The 15714-nt window shown below is 66.1% G+C and carries 16 protein-coding genes; 8 read left to right on the forward strand and 8 right to left on the reverse strand.

Annotation, left to right across the window (positions count from 1 at the left end):
* Positions 1 to 177: 177 nt before the first annotated feature.
* On the forward strand, positions 178 to 2721 hold the full coding sequence (locus Rhe02_RS31880) for an ATP-dependent Clp protease ATP-binding subunit (RefSeq protein WP_239124180.1): 2544 nt from the start codon (positions 178 to 180) through the stop codon (positions 2719 to 2721).
* A 29-nt stretch (positions 2722 to 2750) separates the two neighbouring features.
* On the opposite strand, the gene Rhe02_RS50630 is transcribed toward Rhe02_RS31880, so the two are convergent.
* Together Rhe02_RS50630 and Rhe02_RS31890 are read right to left on the reverse strand one after the other, a co-directional pair.
* Entirely contained in the window at positions 2751 to 3632 is an 882-nt protein-coding gene (locus Rhe02_RS50630; RefSeq protein WP_203912130.1) for a polysaccharide deacetylase family protein, read from the reverse strand.
* A 9-nt stretch (positions 3633 to 3641) separates the two neighbouring features.
* Positions 3642 to 4514 carry an HhH-GPD family protein gene (locus Rhe02_RS31890; RefSeq protein ID WP_239124182.1) on the reverse strand — a complete coding sequence of 291 codons (873 nt, stop codon included), beginning with the start codon at positions 4512 to 4514 and terminating at the stop codon, positions 3642 to 3644.
* Between the two features lie 72 nt (positions 4515 to 4586).
* Between Rhe02_RS31890 and Rhe02_RS31895 the strand changes: the two genes are divergently transcribed.
* A complete protein-coding gene (locus Rhe02_RS31895; RefSeq protein ID WP_203912131.1) occupies positions 4587 to 5246 on the forward strand; it encodes a hypothetical protein in 660 nt (219 codons plus the stop codon).
* Between the two features lie 270 nt (positions 5247 to 5516).
* Here Rhe02_RS31895 and disA read toward each other — a convergent pair whose 3' ends face one another.
* The 5 genes from disA to Rhe02_RS31920 all read right to left on the reverse strand — a co-directional run bounded on the left by disA (position 5517) and on the right by Rhe02_RS31920 (position 9811).
* Entirely contained in the window at positions 5517 to 6617 is a 1101-nt protein-coding gene (gene disA / locus Rhe02_RS31900; protein WP_203912150.1) for a DNA integrity scanning diadenylate cyclase DisA, read from the reverse strand.
* A gap of 30 nt (positions 6618 to 6647) precedes the next feature.
* Positions 6648 to 8057 (reverse strand): DNA repair protein RadA, encoded by a 1410-nt coding sequence (radA, locus tag Rhe02_RS31905; protein WP_203912132.1) that lies wholly within the window; start codon positions 8055 to 8057, stop codon positions 6648 to 6650.
* 87 nt (positions 8058 to 8144) lie between these two features.
* Positions 8145 to 8651: a hypothetical protein gene (locus Rhe02_RS31910; protein ID WP_203912133.1), complete on the reverse strand. Its 507-nt coding sequence runs from the start codon at positions 8649 to 8651 to the stop codon at positions 8145 to 8147.
* A gap of 33 nt (positions 8652 to 8684) precedes the next feature.
* Positions 8685 to 9464, reverse strand: coding sequence for a UbiA family prenyltransferase (locus Rhe02_RS31915; RefSeq protein WP_203912134.1), 780 nt, complete (start codon positions 9462 to 9464; stop codon positions 8685 to 8687).
* Positions 9461 to 9811, reverse strand: a complete 351-nt coding sequence (locus tag Rhe02_RS31920) for a hypothetical protein (RefSeq protein WP_203912135.1) — start codon at positions 9809 to 9811, stop codon at positions 9461 to 9463. Before Rhe02_RS31920 ends, Rhe02_RS31915 begins: the two co-directional genes overlap by 4 nt.
* A gap of 187 nt (positions 9812 to 9998) precedes the next feature.
* Between Rhe02_RS31920 and Rhe02_RS31925 the strand changes: the two genes are divergently transcribed.
* Genes Rhe02_RS31925 through Rhe02_RS31940 form a run of 4 tightly spaced genes read left to right on the forward strand, consistent with a single transcriptional unit; the run spans position 9999 to position 12050 of the window.
* Positions 9999 to 10484 carry a CarD family transcriptional regulator gene (locus Rhe02_RS31925; protein WP_020523052.1) on the forward strand — a complete coding sequence of 162 codons (486 nt, stop codon included), beginning with the start codon at positions 9999 to 10001 and terminating at the stop codon, positions 10482 to 10484.
* A gap of 32 nt (positions 10485 to 10516) precedes the next feature.
* A complete protein-coding gene (ispD, locus tag Rhe02_RS31930; protein ID WP_239124184.1) occupies positions 10517 to 11215 on the forward strand; it encodes a 2-C-methyl-D-erythritol 4-phosphate cytidylyltransferase in 699 nt (232 codons plus the stop codon).
* Entirely contained in the window at positions 11206 to 11670 is a 465-nt protein-coding gene (gene ispF, locus Rhe02_RS31935) for a 2-C-methyl-D-erythritol 2,4-cyclodiphosphate synthase (RefSeq protein ID WP_203912137.1), read from the forward strand. Before ispD ends, ispF begins: the two co-directional genes overlap by 10 nt.
* Complete coding sequence (locus Rhe02_RS31940) at positions 11667 to 12050, forward strand: PPOX class F420-dependent oxidoreductase (RefSeq protein ID WP_203912138.1); 384 nt, start codon at positions 11667 to 11669, stop codon at positions 12048 to 12050. The genes ispF and Rhe02_RS31940 overlap by 4 nt, the downstream gene beginning before the upstream one ends.
* Here Rhe02_RS31940 and Rhe02_RS31945 read toward each other — a convergent pair.
* Complete coding sequence (locus tag Rhe02_RS31945) at positions 12040 to 13236, reverse strand: homogentisate 1,2-dioxygenase (RefSeq protein WP_203912139.1); 1197 nt, start codon at positions 13234 to 13236, stop codon at positions 12040 to 12042. The two genes, Rhe02_RS31940 and Rhe02_RS31945, sit on opposite strands and share 11 nt — an antisense overlap.
* 102 nt (positions 13237 to 13338) lie before the next feature.
* Here Rhe02_RS31945 and Rhe02_RS31950 point away from each other — a divergent pair, with 102 nt between their 5' ends.
* Positions 13339 to 14181: a hypothetical protein gene (locus Rhe02_RS31950; RefSeq protein ID WP_373320736.1), complete on the forward strand. Its 843-nt coding sequence runs from the start codon at positions 13339 to 13341 to the stop codon at positions 14179 to 14181.
* Positions 14178 to 15353: a fumarylacetoacetase gene (gene fahA / locus Rhe02_RS31955; RefSeq protein ID WP_203912141.1), complete on the forward strand. Its 1176-nt coding sequence runs from the start codon at positions 14178 to 14180 to the stop codon at positions 15351 to 15353. Before Rhe02_RS31950 ends, fahA begins: the two co-directional genes overlap by 4 nt.
* The last annotated feature ends 361 nt before the right edge of the window (positions 15354 to 15714 follow it).

The following is a 15714-nucleotide window of genomic DNA, read 5'->3' on the forward strand; positions in this document are numbered from 1 at the left end:
ACGCCCCCACTTCTAAGGCTTCGGCGGGATGTATGTCCCGCTTTAGCTAGCTTTGGTGGCAACAGTATGTGACTAGTCAGTTACCTGACGGTGGCTAAAGGGGTGCTTTCCGTACACCGACTCCGTCAGCGACTGGCGTTAGAGTGAGTGAAATAGCTTCGCTGGTGAGGAGCGGGAATGTTCGAGCGGTTTACCGACCGGGCGCGTCGGGTTGTGGTCCTGGCTCAAGAAGAGGCCCGGATGCTCAACCACAACTACATCGGTACGGAGCACATCCTGCTTGGTCTCATCCATGAGGGTGAGGGCGTCGCAGCGAAGGCGCTGGAAAGTCTCGGCATCTCGCTGGAGGGTGTGCGCCAGCAGGTAGAAGAAATCATTGGCCAAGGCCAGCAGGCACCGAGCGGGCATATCCCGTTCACGCCGCGGGCAAAAAAGGTGCTCGAGCTCTCGCTGCGGGAAGCGTTGCAGCTCGGTCACAACTACATCGGCACCGAGCACATCCTGCTTGGCCTCATCCGTGAGGGCGAGGGCGTGGCAGCTCAGGTGCTCGTCAAGCTGGGCGCAGACCTTAACCGAGTTCGCCAGCAGGTCATTCAGCTGCTCTCGGGTTACCAGGGCAAGGAGCCGGCGGCAGCCGGCACCACGCCGGGCACCGGCGAGGGCGCTCCGTCGACCAGCCTCGTGCTCGACCAGTTCGGCCGCAACCTGACCCAGTCGGCGCGCGAGGGCAAGCTCGACCCGGTCATCGGGCGCGAGAAGGAAATCGAGCGCGTGATGCAGGTGCTCTCCCGGCGCACCAAGAACAACCCGGTGCTGATCGGTGAGCCAGGTGTGGGCAAGACCACGGTCGTGGAGGGCTTGGCCCAGAAGATCGTCAAGGGCGAGGTGCCGGAGACGCTCAAGGACAAGCAGCTCTACACGCTCGACCTGGGTGCTCTGGTGGCCGGCTCGCGGTACCGCGGTGATTTCGAGGAGCGCCTCAAGAAGGTGCTCAAGGAGATCCGCACCCGCGGCGACATCATCCTGTTCATCGACGAGATTCACACCCTGGTGGGCGCTGGTGCCGCGGAGGGCGCCATCGACGCGGCGAGCATCCTCAAGCCGATGCTGGCTCGTGGCGAGCTGCAGACCATCGGTGCGACCACTCTCGACGAATACCGCAAGCACCTGGAGAAGGACGCCGCTCTTGAGCGCCGTTTCCAGCCGATCCAGGTCGGCGAGCCCTCGGTGGCACACACCATCGAGATGCTCAAGGGCTTGCGTGACCGCTACGAGGCGCACCACCGGGTGACCATCACCGATGCGGCGCTGGTCGCGGCGGCCAACCTGGCCGACCGCTACATCTCCGACCGGTTCCTGCCCGACAAGGCGATCGACCTCATTGATGAGGCCGGTGCCCGGATGCGCATCCGCCGGATGACCGCTCCGCCAGACCTGCGCGAGTTCGACGAGAAGATCGCTCAGGTGCGGCGCGACAAGGAATCGGCGATCGACGCGCAAGACTTCGAGCGCGCCGCGCAGCTGCGTGATCGCGAGAAGACCCTGCTGGGTCAGAAGTCCGAGCGTGAGAAGCAGTGGAAGGCGGGCGACCTCGACGTCGTCAGCGAGGTGGATGACGAGCAGATCGCCGAGGTCCTGGCGAACTGGACGGGCATCCCGGTCTACAAGCTGACCGAGGAAGAGACCTCGCGGCTGCTGCGGATGGAAGACGAGCTGCACAAGCGGATCGTTGGCCAGATCGACGCGGTCAAGGCGGTCTCGAAGGCTATCCGCCGCACCAGGGCGGGCCTGAAGGACCCGAAGCGTCCGAGTGGTTCGTTCATCTTCGCCGGGCCGTCAGGCATCGGTAAGACCGAGCTTTCTCGCACGCTGGCCGAGTTCCTCTTCGGCAGCGAAGACGCGCTGATCCAGCTCGACATGTCCGAGTTCCACGACCGCTACACGGTGTCCCGCCTCGTCGGTGCGCCTCCCGGATACGTCGGTTACGACGAGGGTGGCCAGCTGACCGAGAAGGTCCGCCGCCGGCCGTTCTCCGTGGTGCTCTTCGACGAGATCGAGAAGGCTCACCCCGACGTCTTCAACACGTTGCTGCAGATCCTGGAAGACGGTCGCCTGACCGACGGACAGGGCCGCATCGTCGACTTCAAGAACACGGTGATCATCTTGACCACCAACCTGGGCACCCGTGACGTGGCCAAGGCCGTGTCGCTGGGCTTCCAGAAGTCCGAAGACGCCGAGAGCAACTACGACCGCATGAAGCAGAAGGTGAACGACGAGCTCAAGCAGCACTTCCGGCCTGAGTTCCTCAACCGCATCGACGACACCATCGTCTTCCACCAGCTTGGTGAGAGCGAGATCCTGCAGATCGTCGACATCATGATCAAGCGGATCACCGAGCAGCTGCGCAACAAGGACATGGGTCTGGAGCTGACCGACTCCGCCAAGCTGTTCCTGGCGAAGAAGGGCTACGACCCGGTGCTTGGGGCTCGTCCGCTGCGCCGCACCATCCAGCGCGAGCTGGAAGATGCGCTCAGCGAGCGGATCCTGTTCCAGGAGCTCAAGCCTGGGCAGAACGTGCTGGTCGACTGCGAGGGTGACCCCGAGCAGATCGAGACGTCAAAGCTGATCTTCACCGGTTCCACCCGTCCGCCGTCGGAGGCGGTCGCGGCATCCGCTGCCGCGCCCGGTGCCTCGGCGACGGAGACGGTGGAAGCCGCCTAGATAAAGCGCAACGAAACCCCATTCGGGGCTTACGCCGGAGACGGCCTGGGGATGTAGTCCTCAAGCCGGGCCGGGGTAAGTCCCGAATTTTTCATGGCCTTGAGCGCGCCGAGGAGGTCGTCGGCCAGGTTCGGGCGGAAGTGCATCAGCATCACGTCGCCGGGCTTTATGACCTCGGCGGTGGTCTGGTAGAAGACCTTCCCGTTGTCGACGGTCTGCGTCCAGAAGAACGAGACCCGCATACCGCAGTCGCGGGCGGCCTTGAGCGTGATGTCGTCGTAGTCACCGAACGGCGGGCGGAACAGGTAGGGCCGCTCCCCGAACAGCTCCTGGATCCTGTTGGCGCAATCTTCGATCTCCTGGCGCTGGAAGTCGTAGCTCTGCCCTTTGAGCTTGCGGTGGGTGACGGTGTGGTCCTGGATGCTGGCGCCGGTGTCCTTGATCGCTTTGAAGTAGGACGTGTACGAGGCCGCGGCCGGCGAGTTCAGGAACAGGGTCACCGGGATCTTGGCTCGCTGGATGAACTGCAGCGCATCTGTGGTTCGCGTCATCCCACCATCATCGATGGTTATAAATGCCACTTTCTGCGTGGTGGGCACCCGTGACCACCAAGGCGTCTTTTCTCCATCCGGGACGGTCACCGGCTCGGGCGCCGGGGGCGGGCCGAACGACGGCGCACGCCGGAGGTACCAGTTGACGTCATGCACCTCAGGTGGCGAAGCAGGCGGGGCCGGCTTCGTCGGCGACGGGGTTGGCGACGGCGTGGGGGAAGGCTCAATCGACGGTTCAGCCGACGGGGACGGCGAGGGCGACTCACTCGCTTTGGCCGCTCCAGCCTCCCACCTCTGCGAAGAGCAGCCCGCGAGCAGGGCAGGAACAGCGGCAGCCAAAAAGGCCCGGCGGGCAAACATTCCCAGACACTACTGAGCTGGCGTCGAGTCCGGTAGCAGGAACACGTCACAAGATTGGGCCTGTACCAGCCCATCAGCCAAAAGACTCTGCAATGCCCGCTCCCGCTGAACCCCGTCCGGCCAAACCAGATCGAGGCGATGCCGTGGCACCGGGGCCGCCGACTCGCGAAGCACCGCCAGCAGCAGACCGCGTACCTGGCGATCGGTTCCGGCATAGCTTTGCGGCCGCCGGAACGGCTTTTCCGGCTGCGGCGAGCCCAGCTGCTTCCACCTGCACTCAGCCATCACCGGACACACACCGCAACGTGGCGAGCGCGCTGCGCACACCACGGCACCCAGCTCCATCAGGGCCGCGCTAGCCAGCGCCGCGTCGGACTGCCCTAGCGGCAACAGCTCGGCGACCTCCGCGAGCCCGATCGCGCGGTCTTCGACGCCGTGGTGCACCCGGGACACCACCCGCCGCACATTGGTGTCCACCACGGGGTGGCGTTGGCCGAAAGCAAAACTGAGCACCGCTCGGGCCGTGTAGTCACCGATTCCCGGGAGGGCAAGCAGCTTGTCGAGCTCGTCAGGGACCTCGCCACCGTGCCGGCGAACAATCTCGCCCGCGCATTCATGCAAACGCATCGCCCTTCGGGGGTAACCCAAACGGCCCCATGCGCGAATCGCCTCGCCTGCTGGCTCCGCCGCCAGGTCGGCCGGAGATGGCCAACGCTCGATCCATTCCTGCCACACCGTGAGCACCCGCGACACCGGCGTTTGCTGCAACATCACCTCGCTGATCAGGATCGCCCACGCCCCTACGCCCTCATGACGCCATGGAAGATCCCTAGCATTTTTCTGGTACCAGATAGAGGTCTGCTCCGCGAGAAAGGAGGGCACACCGGGAGTCTAAGCTGACGAAGCGTGTCGGTCGTGCGTTGTCGAGATCGTGAGCGTTAGCGTGAGGACATCATGAGACTCGTCGTGGGTCCATTGCCCGCTTCCGTGTACTGGCGGCGCCGCGTCATGGTGCTAGCCGGCGCGCTGCTGGGCGTCCTGATTGTGGTCTACTCCTGCAACGTGTCGGGCAAGACGAGCCCCGCCGCGGAGCCGAGCAAAACCCCAACCGCGGCAAGCAAGCCCGCGTCGAGCCCGAGCCCCACAGCGCAGGCGGCCATGACACCGGCCGCGGTCGTCAGTCCAACCGCGACAGTCGCCGTCGCCGCCGCAGACATGTGCACCGACGCTGAGATCAGCGTGAAAGCCGTTCCGGCCAAGACGACCATCGTGGCGGGGACAGACGTTCAGATCACGTTGCTGATCAAGAACATCTCCAACCGTTCCTGCAGCCGCGATGTTGGCGCAGACCAGCAGGAGCTGCGAGTCGTTCTCGGCACCGAGAAGATCTGGTCCTCCGACGACTGTGACGGCCCGACCGGAACAGAGCTCAGAACGTTCCCGCCCAACCACGAGCGCTCCTACAACGCGATGTGGAACGGCGAGTCGAGCACGAAATGCTCGACCACGGCCAAGCGCACCCCGACCGGGCCAGCCCCGGAACCCGGCGAATACCAGCTCATCGGCCGCGTAGGCACCGACAAAAGTGACCCGGTCACCCTGAAGATCACCTAACGAACAAACGAGCCAGCCACAGACCGCCGCCGGCCACCCCGAGCCACAGGCGCTCACGAGCGGGAGTAGCTGGCCGTAGGGCCGTGTCGAGCCCGGCCGAGGCGCTGCAGGCGCTCACAAGCGGGAGTAGCTGGCCGTAGGGCAGTGTCGAGCCTGGCCGAGGCGCTGCAGGCGCTCACGAACTGGCGAGCTGGTCGCAAGGGGGGCCTGGCGGCAGCTTGCCGAGGCGCTGCGGGCGCGCTCACGAATGGGCGTAGCGGGCCGCAGACCTTAGACGTAGCGCTCCAGGATCGACGTCTCGGCGAGCCTGGACAGCCCCTCCCGCACGCCGCGGGCTCGGGCGTCGCCGACTCCCTCCACCGCTTGCAGGTCTTCCACTGTCGCGCCCAGGAGCCGTTGCAGACTGCCGAAGTGGTCGACGAGCCTTTCCACGATCGCGCCGGGCAGGCGCGGCACCCTGGCCAGGAGCCGGAAGCCGAGCGGGCTCACCGCCGCGTCGAGGATCTCGGTCGTGTTGGGATAACCCATCGCCTTGGCGACCGACACCAGGTCGATGAGTTCGCTGGCAGTCAACAGATCCAGCTCGACGAGCGCCTCGTCGACACTGCGCGGGCGCTTGCCGCCGGCGAGCTTGCCGGTCGGCAGATAGTCGCGGATCACCAGGGTGCGGTCTGAGTCGACACCCGCCATCAGCTCGTCGAGCTGGAGGGAGAGCAGACGGCCATCGGTGCCCAGCTCGACCACATAGCCGGCGATCTCGTCGGAGATGCGCCGGACCATCTCCAGCCGCTGCACCACCGCCAGCGCGTCGCGAACGGTGACCAGATCTTCGATCTCCAGCGCGGACAGCGTGCCACTCACCTCGTCGAGGCGAAGCTTGTAACGCTCCAGGGTGGCCAGCGCCTGGTTGGCGCGCGACAGGATCTGGCCGGAGTCGTCGAGCACATGCCGTTGCCCGGCCACGTAGACGCCGATGATGTTCATCGACTGGGACACCGAGATGACCGGATAGCCGGTCTGTTTGGCCACCCGCTCGGCCGTGCGGTGCCTGGTGCCCGACTCGGCGGAGGGGATGGACGCATCCGGCATCAACTGGACTGCGGCCCGCACAATCCGGTTGCCATCGGCGGTAATGATTACCGCTCCATCCATTTTGCACAACTCACGCAGCCGGGTCGCGGTGAACTCGACGTCGAGCGGAAATCCCCCGGTGCACATGGAATCCACCATCTTGTCGTAACCGAGCACGATGAGCGCTCCGGTCTTGCCGCGCAGGATGCGTTCCAGGCTGTCGCGCAAGGGCGTGCCCGGCGCGACCCGCGCCAGGGTAGCCCGCAGCGGATCGCCGCTGAGCATAGCGGGACTCCACATGGTGTCGCGATCGATCGGCACGGGCACAGTCTACGGTTCCCCCGCCGAGAACCGGCCCGCCCAGTGCAGTGCGCCCCTTACTTCCGTGACTTCGACGACCTCCATGCCGTGAATGTGGCTCACCACCTTGGGCCCTGAACCCCGCGGCACCAAGGCGTATTTGAACCCGAGCCGGGCGGCCTCGGCCAGGCGGCGCTGAATCGCGCCCACTCGCCTGACCTCGCCGGTGAGACCTACCTCACCGATAGCGGCCAAGGTCGGAGTCATCTCGAGGTTGAGGTAGGCAGATGCCACCGCAAGGCAGATGGCTAGATCGGCCGCCGGCTCGGTGATGCGAATGCCGCCGACGGTGGCCGCGAAAACTTCCTTGTCGTGCAAGGCGATGCGCTCGGTGTGGCGCTGCAACACGGCGAGCACCATGGCCAGACGGGCCGAGTCGAGGCCGGAGACCGTGCGCCGAGGAGACCCGGCCACGGTCGCCCCCACCAACGCCTGGACCTCGGTGAGCAGCGCGCGCCGGCCTTCCATCGCCACCGTGACACATGTGCCTGGAACGTTTTCTGTGTATCGGGTGAGAAAGAGCCCGGAGGGGTCGGCGAGCGAGGTGATGCCGTTCTCGTGCATTTCGAAACAGCCCACCTCGTCGGCGGCGCCGAAGCGATTCTTCAAGCCACGAATCAGACGCAAAGACGAATGCTTGTCGCCTTCGAACTGGAGCACCACGTCGACCAGATGCTCCAGCACACGCGGCCCGGCGACGTTGCCGTCCTTGGTGACATGGCCGACCAGCACGGTGGCGATGTGGCGCTCCTTGGCGACGGCCACCAGGGCCGCGGTGACCGCTCGCACCTGGGTCACCCCACCGGAGACGCCCTCTGTGCCCGGAGCGGAAATGGTCTGCACCGAGTCGAGCACGAGCAGGCCCGGCTTGACCGAGTCAAGGTGCCCGAGGACCGCGGCCAGGTCGGTTTCCGAGGCGAGGTAGAGCTTTTCGTGCAGGGTGCCCATGCGCTCGGCGCGCAGCCGGACCTGGCTGACCGACTCTTCGCCGCTGATCACCAGTGCCGTGCTGCCGCTGTTTTTTGCCCACTGCTGCGCGACATCAAGCAGCAGCGTGGATTTGCCGACGCCAGGCTCCCCGGCGAGCAGCACCACCGCCCCCGGCACCAGCCCGCCCCCGAGCACGCGGTCGAGCTCGCCAACGCCGGTGGCGACCGCGCGGGCGGGCTCGGCGCTGATCGTCGCGATTGGACGAGCCGGCTCGCTCGGCTGCCGCGGTGCCGCATGGCGCATAGTGCCCATGGCTGGCCCCACCGTCGACTCCACAATGGAGCCCCACTCGCCGCACTCAGGGCACCGCCCCACCCACTTAGGAGGCTGATGCCCACAGGCGTCACAGAGATAGGCGGGCCGAGGTGCCTTCGTCGATGCAGGCTTCACAGGGGCAACCTACCGGCCCCCTACGACATCCCGCCCACGCCGCCTCGCAACCGTTGCCACGCGCTCCGCTTCGCACGCGCCAGTTTTTCAGTGCCCTTCGCCCGCGGGGGCTTGCATTGGGCTGCGCGGCAGGGCCTCTTCGGGCGATGAGACTGGCAGGACAGCTTCTGTCTTGACGTAGCCGACGAACTCGATGGTTATCGTCAGCGACTCGCCCGGCTTGATGTCGTTCTTGAGCCCGGTGATCGTCATCTCGGGCTTCACCAGCCCGCCGACCGGGACGATGGTCTTGTTGTCCTCGACCGTTCCCGCCTCGGAGGTGACTACCACGGTGAGCGGGTTCTGGGTGTTGTTGTAGAGCCACAGCTCCAGCGGCGCTTCCGCTCCAGCCTTGTAGCCGCCCACTCCCGGATAGGGCAGGTGCGCGTTGCTCACGCCGACGGAGCCGGGCGGTTGGGCAATGCTGAAGTTCTGGCTGTAACCAGGAACCGGCGCCACCTGTTGGGCGGTCTGCGAGTACTTGCCTGTCCCACACCCGGCGAGGACTGCAGCGGCCAAGGAGGTTGCGATGGCCAAGGTGATCGAGCGCTTCACGTCGCTCAGGGTAGCTCCTAACCAGAAGCTGTCTTACAACGCCCCGCTGAGCAACAACAGCCCGACATCTATCCCGGCGACGACAATCACCGCGCGGAAGGTGACGCGCGGCGGTGCGAACCAGCCCACCGCCGGAAGCGCGGCCGAGGCGAGCAGGCCGAGCACGCTAGCCCAGGCCGGCGGGCTCGCCCCGGCGATGATCACCACCGTGGTCACCAGGAGCAGGAGTGAGGCGAGCAGCAGGCTGGGCCGGGCACCCAGCCGTTGCGGCAGCCCCCGGATCCCGGTCACGCGGTCGGCCTCCAGGTCGGGGATGGCGTTGATGAGATGCGCCCCACCGCCGAGCAGGGCTGCGGCTGCGATGAGCCATAGCGGGACGTCCGGCGCGAGGAACGCGGGCAGCGCGGCAAAACAGATCAGATAAGGCACTATCGATGCCACAGTGGCCTTGAGGGGCCAGTTGTACAGCTGTGCCCCGATCAGCCCGACCACCACCAGAGCTCCCCGCGGCCAGCCCCACGCGAACCCGGCGAGCAGGGTCAGCGCTCCTGCTATCCATGCGGCATTTTTCACGGTACGGACCAAGTCCGTCCGCCGCACAAGTGGCTTGTCCGCGCGCCCCACCGCGCGGTCTCGGGGCGCGTCGATGGCGTCGTTTGCCCAGCCAATGCTCAGCTGGCTGAGCCCGATGGTGGCTGCGGCCAGCGCCGCCGTGCCCGGCGGCTGGCCCAGCCCGACCGCCAGGAGTCCGCTGAGCGCGGTGACAGCCGCTGTCGGCACGGGATGGCATGCCCGAAGCAGCTCGATGATCATGAAGTCCGGACTACGGATGGGCCGGGATCGATCCGATCCGGACTCGGCCGCGACAGGCTGGGCCACGCGATCAACAATAGGCTGATCAGCGTTACCAGTAGGGCAACCCCCAGCACCAGGAGCGGGAGCAGGAGCGACGGCTCTTCGGGGTCATCGATGCGGGGCGGAAGCCCGAACCGGCTGCGCCAGCGGCCCCGGATCGCCCGTTTGCGGGCAAGCTTCGCCTCTCGCCGAAGATCTTTTCGGACGATCTCGGCCTCAGCGTCCAGCTCCGCGGCATCATCAGGGATCTCGACCTTGCCCCATTCGGGTGGCAGGTCCGGCAGCCCGTTGCCCAATGTGCCCACATCTAACTGTCGCCCTTTTGACCCATCCGGCGGTAGTGCAATCCACATGATCAACCGGGTTTCTTCCCTGTCAAGCAAAAGGAATACGGCTCACAGCCAGCGTGAGCTGCGCTAACTACGTCTGACAGGGTGGGAAGGTCTAGCGGCCCCGTGTTACCCTAGACACAGCGAAAGGGGTTTCGTACCTATGGATTTCAGTGTCGGCGAGACCGTCGTCTACCCCCACCACGGGGCCGCACTCATCGAGGCTATCGAGACCCGCACGATCAAAGGCGAGGAAAAGCTTTACCTCGTCCTTAGGGTTGCTCAAGGTGACCTTACTGTGCGGGTGCCCGCCGAGAACGCCGAGATCGTCGGCGTGCGCGAGGTGGTTGGCGAAGAGGGCCTAACCAAGGTTTTCGACGTCCTCCGGGCTCCGCACACCGAGGAGCCGACCAACTGGTCGCGGCGGTACAAGGCAAATCTCGAGAAGCTCGCCTCGGGCAATCCGCTCAAGGTCGCCGAGGTCGTGCGTGACCTGTGGCGGCGTGAGCGTGAGCGCGGACTCTCGGCGGGGGAGAAGCGCATGCTCGCCAAGGCCCGGGACATCCTCGTCGGCGAGGTAGCGCTCGCCGAGAAGAGCACTAAGGACGGGGCGGAAATCCTCCTCGACAAGGTGCTCGCTGAGGCGTGACCCACCACGATCACCAACCCCCACAACAAGCGATTACCGCGACGTTCCAGCCGCATTTGCGGCGGGACGTCGCGGTTGTCGTTCCAGCCGCGGGAGCGGGCGTGCGCCTGGGCGGTGGACAGCCCAAGGCACTTCGCCCGCTTGGCGGCGAGCCGCTGTTGAGCCGATGCTGCCGCAATCTGGCTCAGGCCCCTTCGGTTGGTCTGATCGTCATAGCAGCGCCTAAAGACTCGGTGGAATTTGTCTCCAGCCTGGTGCCGTCTGCCCACGTGGTGGCCGGGGGCGCCACCCGGCAGGAGTCGGTCGCCGCGGCTCTAGCGGCGGTACCGGCCGAGTTCGAGATCATCCTCGTGCACGACGCGGCCCGTGCTTTGACGCCGCCCTCGCTGATCGAAGCGGTCGCCGCAGCGGTGCGCGAAGGTCAAGAGGCGGTCATCCCGGCGCTGGCCGTGGTCGACACGATCAAGCGGGTCGATGAGCAGGGGCGGGTGACCGCAACCGTCGATAGGGCGCAGCTGCGCGCGATCCAGACCCCGCAGGGCTTCCGTCGCGGGCTCTTGGTCAAGGCGCATGCCGCTGCCGCCGACTCGCACACAGACGACGCCGGGATGGTCGAACAGCTCGGCGCCGTGGTCCACACCGTGCCGGGGCACCCGCACGCATTTAAGATCACCACACCGCTGGATCTTGTGATCGCGCAGGCGCTCTTGGAGGCCGGGCAGTGCGAGTAGGAATAGGCTCCGACATCCACGCCTTCGAGCCGGGCCGCCCGTGCTGGGTCGCGGGCCTGCTCTGGCCGCAGAACGATGGCCTGGCCGGCCACTCCGACGGCGATGTGGCCGCGCACGCGGCGTGTAATGCCCTGTTCGGCGCGGCGGGTCTGGGTGACCTCGGGGCTAACTTCGGCGTGGATCGTCCGGAGTGGTCGGGCGCCTCCGGTGTCGTGCTGCTCACCGAGGCGGCGCGCCTGGTGAGGGCCGCGGGCTTCGCCATCGGGAATGTGTCGATCCAGGTCATCGGGGTGGCCCCGAAGATCAGCAAGCGCCGCGAGGAAGCCGAGCGGGTTTTGTCCGAAGCCGCCGGCGCCCCGGTGACTGTCTCCGGCGCGACCTCCGATGGGCTCGGGCTTACTGGGCGGGGCGAAGGGCTCGCCGCATTCGCCGTCGCATTAGTCTTGCCGGTATGACATTGCCAGACCTCGCCAAGGAACTGATTGACAACCAGGTCTTCGCCACCTTGGCAACGGTCAATCCGGATGGGACGCCGCAGACCAGCGTGATCTGGGTCAAGCGCGACGGCGACGAAGTGGTGTTCTCCACGATCACCGGGCGGCGTAAGACTTTCAACATGCAGCGCACGCCGCAGGTATCGCTCCTGGTCTTCGACCCTGACGACCCGTACCAGTACGCGGAGATCCGGGGCGACGTCACGATCACGACCGAGGGCGGTCCCGAGCTGATCCAGGAGCTCTCAGACCTGTACGAGGGCAAGCCGTTCCACGAAAAGCACCCCGAAGCGGAGCGTGTCGTGTGCCGGCTCACCCCGACCCGAGTGATCACCCGGTAGCGGTGTCCACGCCGGAGCCCGCCGGCGGCCTGCGCGACCACGTCCAGGCGTAACCGTCGTCTTCGCAGGCGAGCGCGGAGTCGCAGAGGTCGAGGGGCCGGAACGTGTCCACCATCACCGCCAGCTCGTCGAAGCGCTCGGCTCCGATCGACCTTTCGGCCGCGCCAGGCTGCGGCCCGTGGGTGAAACCGGAGGGGTGCAGCGAGATGGACCCCTGCGCTATGCCCGAACCCTTGCGCGCCTCATAGTTGCCGCCGGTGTAGAAGAGCACCTCATCGGAGTCGACGTTGTGGTGGTTGTACGGCACCGGGATCGCCAGCGGGTGATAGTCGACCTTGCGCGGGACGAACGAGCAGATCACGAAGTTGGGCCCTTGGAAGGTTTGGTGAACCGGCGGCGGTTGGTGCACCCGCCCGGTGATGGGCTCGAAGTCGTGGATCGAGAACGCCCACGGGTAGAGGCAGCCGTCCCAGCCGACCACGTCGAAGGGATGGTTGGCGTAGACGTGCCGGGTCCAGCCGCGACGGTGCTGGACGAGCACCTCGACGTCTTCCTCCTCGACCACCAGCGGCTCGGCCGGACCGCGCAGGTCGCGCTCGCAGTAGGGGGAGTGTTCCAGGAATTGGCCGCGCACCGACAGGTACCGCTTGGGTGGCCCGATGTGCCCGGTGGCCTCGATGACGAGGATCCGCGCGGGACCGCCTTGCGGGACGATCCGGTGCACGACCGAGGTCGGGATGATCACATAGTCGCCCTCGGTGAGGTCGAGGACGCCGAAGACCGACTCCACGCGCAGCGAGCCCTGCTCCACATAGAGGCACTCGTCGCCCACCGCGTTGCGGTAGAGCGGTGACGGCGTGTCGGCCACGACATAGGAGATGCGGCAATCGTCGTTGGCGAGCAGGTGTTGCCGGCCCAGCACCGCGTCGGCCCCGGTGCTGTCGAGCTTGTGGGTCTGCAGGTGCCGGGGTTTCAAGGGCCGATTCGGGATGCGGGCGTAGGCGGGCGGCTCGAAGGCCTCGGCCGCGATGATCGCCGTCGGCGCGTGGCGGTGGTAGAGAAGGGACGAATCAGAGGAAAATCCCTCCTGCCCCATCAGCTCTTCGGCGTAAAGGCTGCCATCCGGGGCACGGAACTGAGTGTGCCTCTTTCGAGGAACCTCACCCACGCTGCGAAAATATGGCATGACCTGCCTCCCGATGAGATGTGCCCCGATGGCCTATTTCCAGTCAGGTGCGTCCGATTATCGGACACACTTGTCCGCTCTCTGTAGCGTCTACTAGATTTGCTGATCGTGTCAACGCCGCCGCTACTGAAGCAGCTACTGGATGACGCCGCGGTCTTTCCGCCGGGCAGCGCCCCGCTGCCCGAAGCGCTCAGCTCGCACCGCGACTACCGCACGACCTGGTATTCGGACATGGTCGGGCCGTTGCTGGTACCCGCATCACAAATAAAGGATCTAAGCGCCATGCTCGGGCCCGAGGAGGCCATCGAGGTCGGAGTGATCGCCGATGGGATAGCTCTTGGCGATCTGTTCCGGCCGCTCACTCCGCGCGGGATAGTGGTTAAGCAGGTCGAGGCGCCGGTAGCCCGCCGCGGCGAGGATCCACAGCCCACCCTGCGCCGGCTGATCGAGCTGCTGCAGCGCTACGCGGTCACCGGGTTCGCTGAGGTGCCGCTCGCCTGGGGGCTGCTGGCGGCGCTCGACTCCATCGCCGAGGCGCGCCGCGACGGTGTCGCGATCTCCGCCAAATTCCGCACCGGAGGGCTGGCCGCGGAGCTGTTCCCGACACCGATGGAGCTGGCCGCGGTGATCGCCGCTTGCGCGGAGCGGCAGCTGCCCTTCAAGCTCACGGCCGGTCTGCATCACGCTATCCGGCACACCGATCCGGAGACCGGCTTCACCCATCACGGATTCCTCAACGTGCTGGCCGCCACCTGTCTGGCCAACGAGGGCGCCGAGGTCTCCGAAGTGGCGGCCATCCTTGCCAGCACCCAACCGCTCACCCTGCTGGAAGCGTTGCGCCGCTTCCGGTCTGAGGATCGCCCGCTATGGCTTGGCTTCGGCACGTGCAGCGTCCTGGAGCCCATAGCCGACATGCAACAACTTGGATTGATAGGACCATCATGACTTGGGTACCGGATACAGCCGGCAGTGGCTTCGCCATAGACCATCTCCCGATGGGTGTGGTGGTCCCGGCCGGCGACAACCGGCCCAGATGTGCTGTGCGCATTGGGGATTTCGCGCTCGACCTGGATGCGGCGGAAGCCGCCGAGCTGATCCTCGCCGCGGGCAGCCTGCGCGAGCCGAATCTGGACACGTTCCTGGCGATGGGGCCGGCGCACTGGTCGGCCGTGCGTTCCGGGATCACCGAGTTGCTTACCGAAGAGTCGAAAAGGTCGGTGGTCGAACCGCTGCTGATCCCGCTCGCCGACGTGACCACCAGGCTGGCCTGGACGGTCGCCGATTACGTGGACTTCTACTCCTCTGAGCACCACGCCTCGAACGTCGGCCAGATCTTCCGTCCCGGGCAGCCGGCGCTCCCGCCGAACTGGAAGCACCTGCCGATCGGCTATCACGGCCGGGCCGGCACGGTTGTCGTCAGCGACACCCCTGTGGTGCGGCCGTCGGGGCAGCGCGCCGCGGGCGACTTCGGCCCATGTAGGAGATTGGACATCGAGGCCGAGGTCGGCTTCGTGGTCGGGGTGGGCTCAAGCATGGGCGAATCCGTTCCCTGGCAACGTTTCAGCGAGCACGTGTTCGGCGTGGTGCTCCTCAACGACTGGTCGGCGCGCGATATTCAGGCCTGGGAGTACCAGCCGCTGGGCCCGTTCCTGGGCAAGTCGTTCGCCACTTCCGTCTCCGCGTGGATTACGCCGCTGGCAGCGCTCGAGTCGGCCTGGACGGCCGCGCCGGTTCAGGATCCCGCGGTGCTGCCCTACCTGGCCGACGATCGCCGCGCGCTCGGGCTCGAGATCTCGGTGGAGTGGAACGGATTCGAGGTTTCCCGCCCCCCGTTCGCCTCGATGTACTGGACTCCCGCGCAGCAGCTGGCGCACCTGACGGTCAACGGCGCATCCCTGCGCACAGGCGACCTCTTCGCCTCCGGCACGGTGTCCGGCCCGGCACGTGCCGAAGTTGGCTCATTTCTTGAGCTCAGCTGGAACGGTTCGGAGCCGGTGGAGTTGGGGGATCAGAAGCGGAGTTTTCTTGATGACGGTGACACCGTCACCATCCGGGCGCGTGCTGGAAGCATCGAGATAGCGCCCGTCTCCGGCAAGATTTTGCCTGCCCAGAGCTAGTGTGGCGACCGTCGCCCACCCCCGATTTGCTTCCTTGGAACGCAATCACGTAATGTTCTCCATGCCGGACGGGAACGGACAAAACACTCACGAAACTGTTGAGGTTTAGTTCAGGATTCGTCAGGACATCCGGGCGGTGCGGGGCTTGCGCACGCGAATCCGACCGGGTAAGGTAGCCAAAGCCGGTATCGAGTCGTGCAGGTTCTTCTGCCGCGGGCGAGCCGAGCATTCCGGGAACTACCAACCAACGATCTTCGAAACTCCGAAGAAATTCGGAAATTGGGGATTGACATGGGAGATGCGACCGGGTAAAGTTGAGGAGTTGCCCCGAAGAGGGTTCGCCTAGCGGCTGGATCATCTC

The organism is Rhizocola hellebori (assembly GCF_016862955.1).
Classification (GTDB): Bacteria; Actinomycetota; Actinomycetes; order Mycobacteriales; family Micromonosporaceae; genus Rhizocola; species Rhizocola hellebori.